Annotated in this window: 8 protein-coding genes; 3 read left to right on the top strand and 5 right to left on the bottom strand. The window is 45.3% G+C overall.

Annotated features, from left to right (window positions below):
- Positions 1 to 3: 3 nt before the first annotated feature.
- Genes A3IK_RS0109345 through A3IK_RS0109355 form a run of 3 tightly spaced genes read right to left on the bottom strand, consistent with a single transcriptional unit; the run spans position 4 to position 2,944 of the window.
- Positions 4 to 1,002: a hypothetical protein gene (locus A3IK_RS0109345; RefSeq protein WP_020559723.1), complete on the bottom strand. Its 999-nt coding sequence runs from the start codon at positions 1,000 to 1,002 to the stop codon at positions 4 to 6.
- A 5-nt stretch (positions 1,003 to 1,007) separates the two neighbouring features.
- Positions 1,008 to 2,084 carry a homoserine O-succinyltransferase MetA gene (gene metA / locus A3IK_RS0109350; protein ID WP_020559724.1) on the bottom strand — a complete coding sequence of 359 codons (1,077 nt, stop codon included), beginning with the start codon at positions 2,082 to 2,084 and terminating at the stop codon, positions 1,008 to 1,010.
- 8 nt (positions 2,085 to 2,092) lie between these two features.
- Complete coding sequence (locus tag A3IK_RS0109355; protein WP_020559725.1) at positions 2,093 to 2,944, bottom strand: hypothetical protein; 852 nt, start codon at positions 2,942 to 2,944, stop codon at positions 2,093 to 2,095.
- A gap of 150 nt (positions 2,945 to 3,094) precedes the next feature.
- Between A3IK_RS0109355 and A3IK_RS19040 the strand changes: the two genes are divergently transcribed.
- Positions 3,095 to 3,481, top strand: coding sequence for an MGMT family protein (locus A3IK_RS19040; protein WP_020559726.1), 387 nt, complete (start codon positions 3,095 to 3,097; stop codon positions 3,479 to 3,481).
- Here the strand turns inward: A3IK_RS19040 and A3IK_RS0109365 are convergent.
- Positions 3,455 to 4,366 (bottom strand): recombination-associated protein RdgC, encoded by a 912-nt coding sequence (locus tag A3IK_RS0109365; protein ID WP_020559727.1) that lies wholly within the window; start codon positions 4,364 to 4,366, stop codon positions 3,455 to 3,457. The two genes, A3IK_RS19040 and A3IK_RS0109365, sit on opposite strands and share 27 nt — an antisense overlap.
- 194 nt (positions 4,367 to 4,560) lie before the next feature.
- On the opposite strand from A3IK_RS0109365, the gene A3IK_RS0109370 reads away from it, so the two are divergent.
- Together A3IK_RS0109370 and A3IK_RS0109375 are read left to right on the top strand one after the other, a co-directional pair.
- On the top strand, positions 4,561 to 4,962 hold the full coding sequence (locus tag A3IK_RS0109370; protein WP_020559728.1) for a hypothetical protein: 402 nt from the start codon (positions 4,561 to 4,563) through the stop codon (positions 4,960 to 4,962).
- Positions 4,955 to 5,380, top strand: coding sequence for an HNH endonuclease (locus A3IK_RS0109375; RefSeq protein ID WP_020559729.1), 426 nt, complete (start codon positions 4,955 to 4,957; stop codon positions 5,378 to 5,380). The genes A3IK_RS0109370 and A3IK_RS0109375 overlap by 8 nt, the downstream gene beginning before the upstream one ends.
- A gap of 34 nt (positions 5,381 to 5,414) precedes the next feature.
- Here the strand turns inward: A3IK_RS0109375 and A3IK_RS0109380 are convergent.
- On the bottom strand, positions 5,415 to 6,130 hold a 716-nt coding region (locus tag A3IK_RS0109380; RefSeq protein WP_020559730.1), incomplete at its 5' end, for an RNA-guided endonuclease InsQ/TnpB family protein.

The raw sequence follows: 6,130 nt of genomic DNA on the forward strand, positions 1-6,130 counted from the left end.
AAGTTAGCGGCGCCAGACCAGTAACATACCTAAAAACGATAGTAAAGTAGACATTAAACTCACTACTAGTTCTGTAGTACGCCGTAGCACACGTATCGTGCCTATGGCACTCCTACCTAGTAAGAGCATAATACCTTTAGTTTTAGAGCCGTATTTGACGGTGAGCTTTTCTAAGCGCCGCAAATCATCCGCACTCTCAACATACTGCAATAAATGAACAGTATCTAGTAATGAACTCGCTTGGCGTATGGTATTAGCCCGTGTAGCGAGTCCAGATAAGGTTTCAACGGCGGCGGGGTGATAAGCATCACGCACAGCACGGGTAATCCCTTCAAAATTTTGTTCCTGTTTAGCACTGTGCAAAAAAGCCCTAGTGTCAAATACATTACTCGCCTGACGCGTCAAATAGGCTTGAAAGCGCGGGGTTAAACGTCCGGTACGGGTCGCTATTTTTAAGGTAGACACACCAGCCTTTACAGGACTGGACGAACCAACACTCACCACAGTAGCGGCTGTTAGCCCAACACCGACACCAGCTAAGGCCACTACTAAGTCATTGGTAGGCTGATTTTGAGTGTATAAACTATACTGCTCCCACAAATCACGCACATCTCCAATCACCGTAAAATCGGATGCAATAGCCCCGATCACCCCCGCCTCTGTTTCTGCTGAGCCATCTAAAAAGCCATTCGTGAACTCGGTCACAGTGCGCGTAGCATGATTAAATGGCGAATCTAAGGCTTGCAAAGCAGCATCATAGCGCGATTGATTCAGGGATACACCAAAAGTTTGACCGAGTTGTAAATATAAACGTGCCTCATCCGGTCGATTTGCCGCAATCGCCGCATCAACCTTCTCTCTGAGTATTTCAGGAGTAATTTGCTGGCTAAATAATCGAGCCGCATCAATAGCATACTCATCATACCGCCAATAACTCAGTGCCGTATAGGCACTAATGCTAAAGAGTACTAAGGTCGTAATTCTTAATAGCCAGCGTAGCATTATGCTTACTTTCCTATCAATCCTAAGGGGTCATGAGGGTCTATACCCGCCATAAAAGGAATATTACGCTCATGATGCGTGACTTGATACATTTTGCCGATCCAATTGCTAAACAAAGCTTTGGCGGTATCTCCCCACGTATTATGAATACCTCCCCAAAGCAACGTCTCTGGCAAATCGGGCATAGGGCTATTATTAATTTTAGCGTCTGCGACCCGATGTGCAAAATCATTTAAGAGTGGAGTTAAACGCTCATCCAACATGCGATAAGGAATGGGGGGGCAAACTTTATATTGCCCTGCATGCCAACGAGTAATATCACGCTTATATTCTTTTAATAGGCTCGCTCGATCGTATTCAGGATGGCCTTGCAGAAAAATCCAGCGAAATAAATCAGGACTGACTGCAATATGCACCCCCGCCTTTTGACTCTCCACCAATACTTTTAAGCCTTTTGACTCAAATGCTGCCCGACTGACATCATTAAAACGTGAATGCGGGGTATCAAACTGCGTATTAAGATTCGATATCAAAGGATGCTCTGGTGCTGTTAGGGTGTGAGAGAATACGCCCCAACATTTCCCCTCTGGTAAGCGCTGGCGTTTTAAACCATATAAATGCTCGACTACTGCATGCGTTGCCAAACAGGAGCATAGGGTGGTCGTGACATGCTCATTCGCCCACTCAATGACTTCCACTAACTCCTGCCAATAAGGCTCCTCATTAAGATTCGGAGCGACTGGTGCAGCACCGCTTAGAATGAGAGCATCCAAACCCTCGCGGCGTAAGTCGGCAAAGGTTTCATAGTACTGCTCAATATAAGCCCGCGCCTTCTCACCACGCACAATACTAGGCAAAGTAAATACATGCACATGAAACTGAGCAATTAAGTTAGAGGCACTAATTAAACGAATAAATTGCCGCTCGGTTGCCATCAATGCAGCATCTGGCATCATATTCAATAAACCAATATGCAGTTCACGAATATCTTGATGAGCCGCCCGACTTTCATCGAGCACCACATGGCCTTCTTCACGTAAACGCTCAAAGGCAGGCAACTGAGAATGGGCAACAACAGGCATGGAATCGTTTAACTCTTACTACGCGCAAGTGCGCTTTCAATTAATCTATTAAAATCGGCCTCATTTTTGACCGCAGCCACTTCTTCGGAGGTGACGGTATAGCCATAATCCCGCGCAATCGCTTCATAACGCGGCAGCCGTGAATGGAATAAACGCGGAAATACCCAGCGAGTAAAATCATCCGGCACTAGAGCCTCAGCATGGGGCAAACCTTGCTCTTGTAAATAAATAGCCAATTGCTGCTGTAAAAAGTCGGGGCGATAATACAAGGGTTTAGGATCACTTTTAGCGCGATCAATCAGCTTTTGCTCTTCAGCTTTAGTGGTCACTTGAATATACAGAATCAGGGTGTGCTCGGCTAATAACTCAATAATACCGGGCTGATCTAATTCGCAAAGACTCCCCCCCACATCATTGACAAAATGCTCGTAGCCATAGATGGTATGAGCTTTTTGAATAAACTCCGGTACATCTAGCATAGCCTTAATTTCGGCCTCACGATATTGTGCCTGACGTCGCACAAAATCGTTTAAGGCAACACCACCTAGACTAGGATTACCGAGTTTTCCCACAAAGGCTAATACCGGCCCTAAATCATCGACGGTGATATTATTGCGGATGTAAATCCAATCTTTGCGTAACAGATCGCGCAAAAAGGGTACTTGCATGGCCTGCTCTTTAATCATATCGAGAATTGCTTCGTCTAAATAACGCGCCCCAATACGATAATCCCCCGAATAATGAAACCAGTTATGCTGACGTAACATACCTGATAGGTGAGTTTTCCCCACGCCTGACATGCCTAAGAGCGTAACTTTTTTATGTGACCAATGACGGTACTCTTCAACCGATAAACGCACGCCGTTAACCCCTAAAGTATTGTATAGCAAGAATGGCTATCTTAGGTGAGCCTACTCACTTTGGGCAAGTGTAAGTAGCGGTTTGGCTGTAAATGACACGCGTTAGAGCATACTATAATGCAGCCCTTCACCAGTTAATCGATACCCAATATGCCGCATAATGCTCAAACAACGCTTAATTATTATCAACAAATTTACCGCCAGGTGCAGGATATTCCTCTAGGTAAAGTAGCGACCTATGGAGATATTGCACGCATGATAGGCCTACCACGCCATGCGCGAATGGTGGGGAATGCTTTACATGCCTTACCCCACGATTCAGACCTACCTTGGCAACGAGTGATCAATGCCCAAGGTAGCCTGAGTCTAGGTAAGCTCTCGTCGGATAGCGCCCATCATCAACGTTTATTATTAGAATCCGAAGGCATCGTGTTTCAAGATAATGGGAAGGTTAATTTAAAGATTTATCGTTGGAAACCTGATTATCAAGCCACTAGCGAAGAGGAAACTCTATGGAGCCAGAGTTTCGCTCCCTAAACATTGCGCGAGATCCTGAAGTAATAAACTCACCTCACCCGTCATAAGCGCAAACTCAATATCTAATTGCTCGGCATAGGTTTCAGCATTGCTGTCGTCCAGACGCTCCGTCAGTAGATCAAGAAATTTCACACGCTTAATTTGCAGGGTATCGGTGAGAATAAAGCTCATTTTATCCGCCCAAGTGAGCATGAGTTTTGCCGCGACCTTACCCGCATTGAGATTACTCATTACCTCTTCGGTATTAAGTTCGTGCTTTTTAAACACCGCAACTGCCCCCGCCTCACCAGGTGCGCGTAACTCACACTCATCCCCTAATAAAAACGGAGCAGGTGCTTGATTATCTTTAATCCATTGCGTCATTAACACGGGCAATTTATTACCTGCCGACCACAAGGTCACGGGTAAGCTACCAATAGTATTACGTAATAAACTCGTCAAGCGCTCGGCTTGATTAGGGCTAGAGGTATTCACCACCATCCAACCATTCGCCAGATCAATCCATGCATCTAATTGGCGGGTACGGGTAAAGGCGCGGGGGAGTAATTCAAATTCAATCTGCTCACGTAAGGTCTTTTTCTCACGGGTGCCTACCTTACGATTATCTTTCTCCTCCAGTGCTTGGACTCGCTCCTCTAGTTCTTCTTTAATCACTGAGGAGGGCAAAATACGCTCTTGATGCGCCATACGTACCAGCACATAGCCCTGAGTCACTAGGGCTAATTGTTCAGATTCGCGCCCAAACGGGGACACCCAGCCCGTACTTTCATGTTGATCGCTACCACAGCCTTGAAAGGCTTGGCCTGCTAATTGATCAGGTAAATCCTCCACATTGAGGGTGAACTCAGCCGGTAATCGATAGAGATAGAGATTTTTAAACCACATATCATCGCCTCATGGGATAAAAAGCGGCGATTATGGCGCAATGCCCTAGTCAAGTCACGACCAGGGTTAATGCTTTAACAGATAGCTCTCACTTCTACTAAGGGCTTTCAACCTATCTAACGCCCTTTTAAAACATCCGCCCTCACTCATTTGAGTGTTATAATCAAACGATTATCCATATGAGGTTCGTGATTATGCCTACTGTTAAAATTACCTCTGAGGTTTCAACTGAACAACTATTACACAGTGTCGCTAATCTACCGGCTAATGACCTAGAGGCCTTTGTTGCTAAAGTACTCACTCTCAGAGCCAAACTCAAAGCGCCTAGTATTCCCACGACTGAAGTACAACTACTAACCCACATTAATCAAGGCTTACCCGCTCAAGAACAAAAACGCTGGACGCAACTAGAACAAAAACGCCAAGAAGAGACCCTGACACCGGAAGAACATCAGGAACTACTCAAATTAAACGACCAACTAGAACAGCTCAATGTAGTACGTATGCAGGCCCTGACCAAACTAGCTTTTATACGCCAAATATCGATTACCACACTGATGCAAAACTTAGGCATTAGGACACCCGACTATGCCTGATCAACGTGTGACACAACAAATCCGTCAATTAGTAGGTGATAGAGCTAAGGGTTGTTGTGAGTATTGTCTCAGTCAAGCTCAGTTTTCTCCGCAGTCCTTTAGCGTTGAACATATTTATCCACGCTCTCTAGGTGGTGTAACTGAACTAGATAATTTAGCTCTCGCTTGTGCTGGGTGTAATGGGCATAAATACAATAAAACTCAAGCTATTGACCCTCCTACTAATACTATGGTGGATCTGTACCATCCTAGAAAACATAATTGGGCAGAGCATTTTGCTTGGAATGAAGAGTACACGCTGATTTTAGGTTTAACACCCACCGGACGAGCTACTGTAGAAGCGCTGCAATTAAATCGGATTGCCCTGCAGAATCTCAGAGCTATTCTTTTTTCAGTAGGTAAGCATCCACCGGAATAAATAATCTATTCAAACTATTGACATCCTCCCCGACCTAAAGGACGGGGATTCCTGCTGCCAGACGCTCATGTCCGAGCGCAAGAATGTTCTTTGCGGCATTAATATCTCTATCATGCAGCACCCCACACTCAGGGCAAGACCATTCTCTTATTCCAAGACCCGCTCTACCTTTCGGACTATTAGGGCTGATACAGCCGCAACACGAACAAGTCTGGGTAGTGTACTTTTCATTGACTTCTAGAAACACACCCGACCGCGCACTCGCTTTATATTTCAGTTGTGTTTTGAGCATAAACCAACCCGCATCTAAAACNGANTTNGCCATGTTAGTTTTAGCGAGGCCAGAGCTGCTCACGTTGCCAATGATGATTAAGCCGTTTGCTTTCACGACTTTATTGGAAAATTGATGGATAACCTCTAAGCGCCTATTTTTGATCTGAGCATGGATAGCCTTTACCCGTTTCTTTTGCTTAGCCTTTTGAGCTTTGCCTAGTTTAGGTTCTAGCTCTCGATAGAAATCACCACGCTCTAATTTATCCCCATTGCTACAGGTCGCAGTGTCTTTTAGACCTAGATCGATGCCGACTTCGCCCGTAGCAGTCAATTCAATATTGGGTACTTCTACGACAATATTGAAGTACCAACGGCCTCGTGCCTCTTGGGAGAAAGAGCCTGAACGAAACTCGTATTGAGCTAGGTTATAACTATCCCATACCTTAAAGAAGTGTCCCGCATAGCGTACTTGTCCAT

It is taken from the genome of Thiofilum flexile DSM 14609, from assembly GCF_000380185.1.
Taxonomy (GTDB): Bacteria; Pseudomonadota; Gammaproteobacteria; order Thiotrichales; family Thiotrichaceae; genus Thiofilum; species Thiofilum flexile.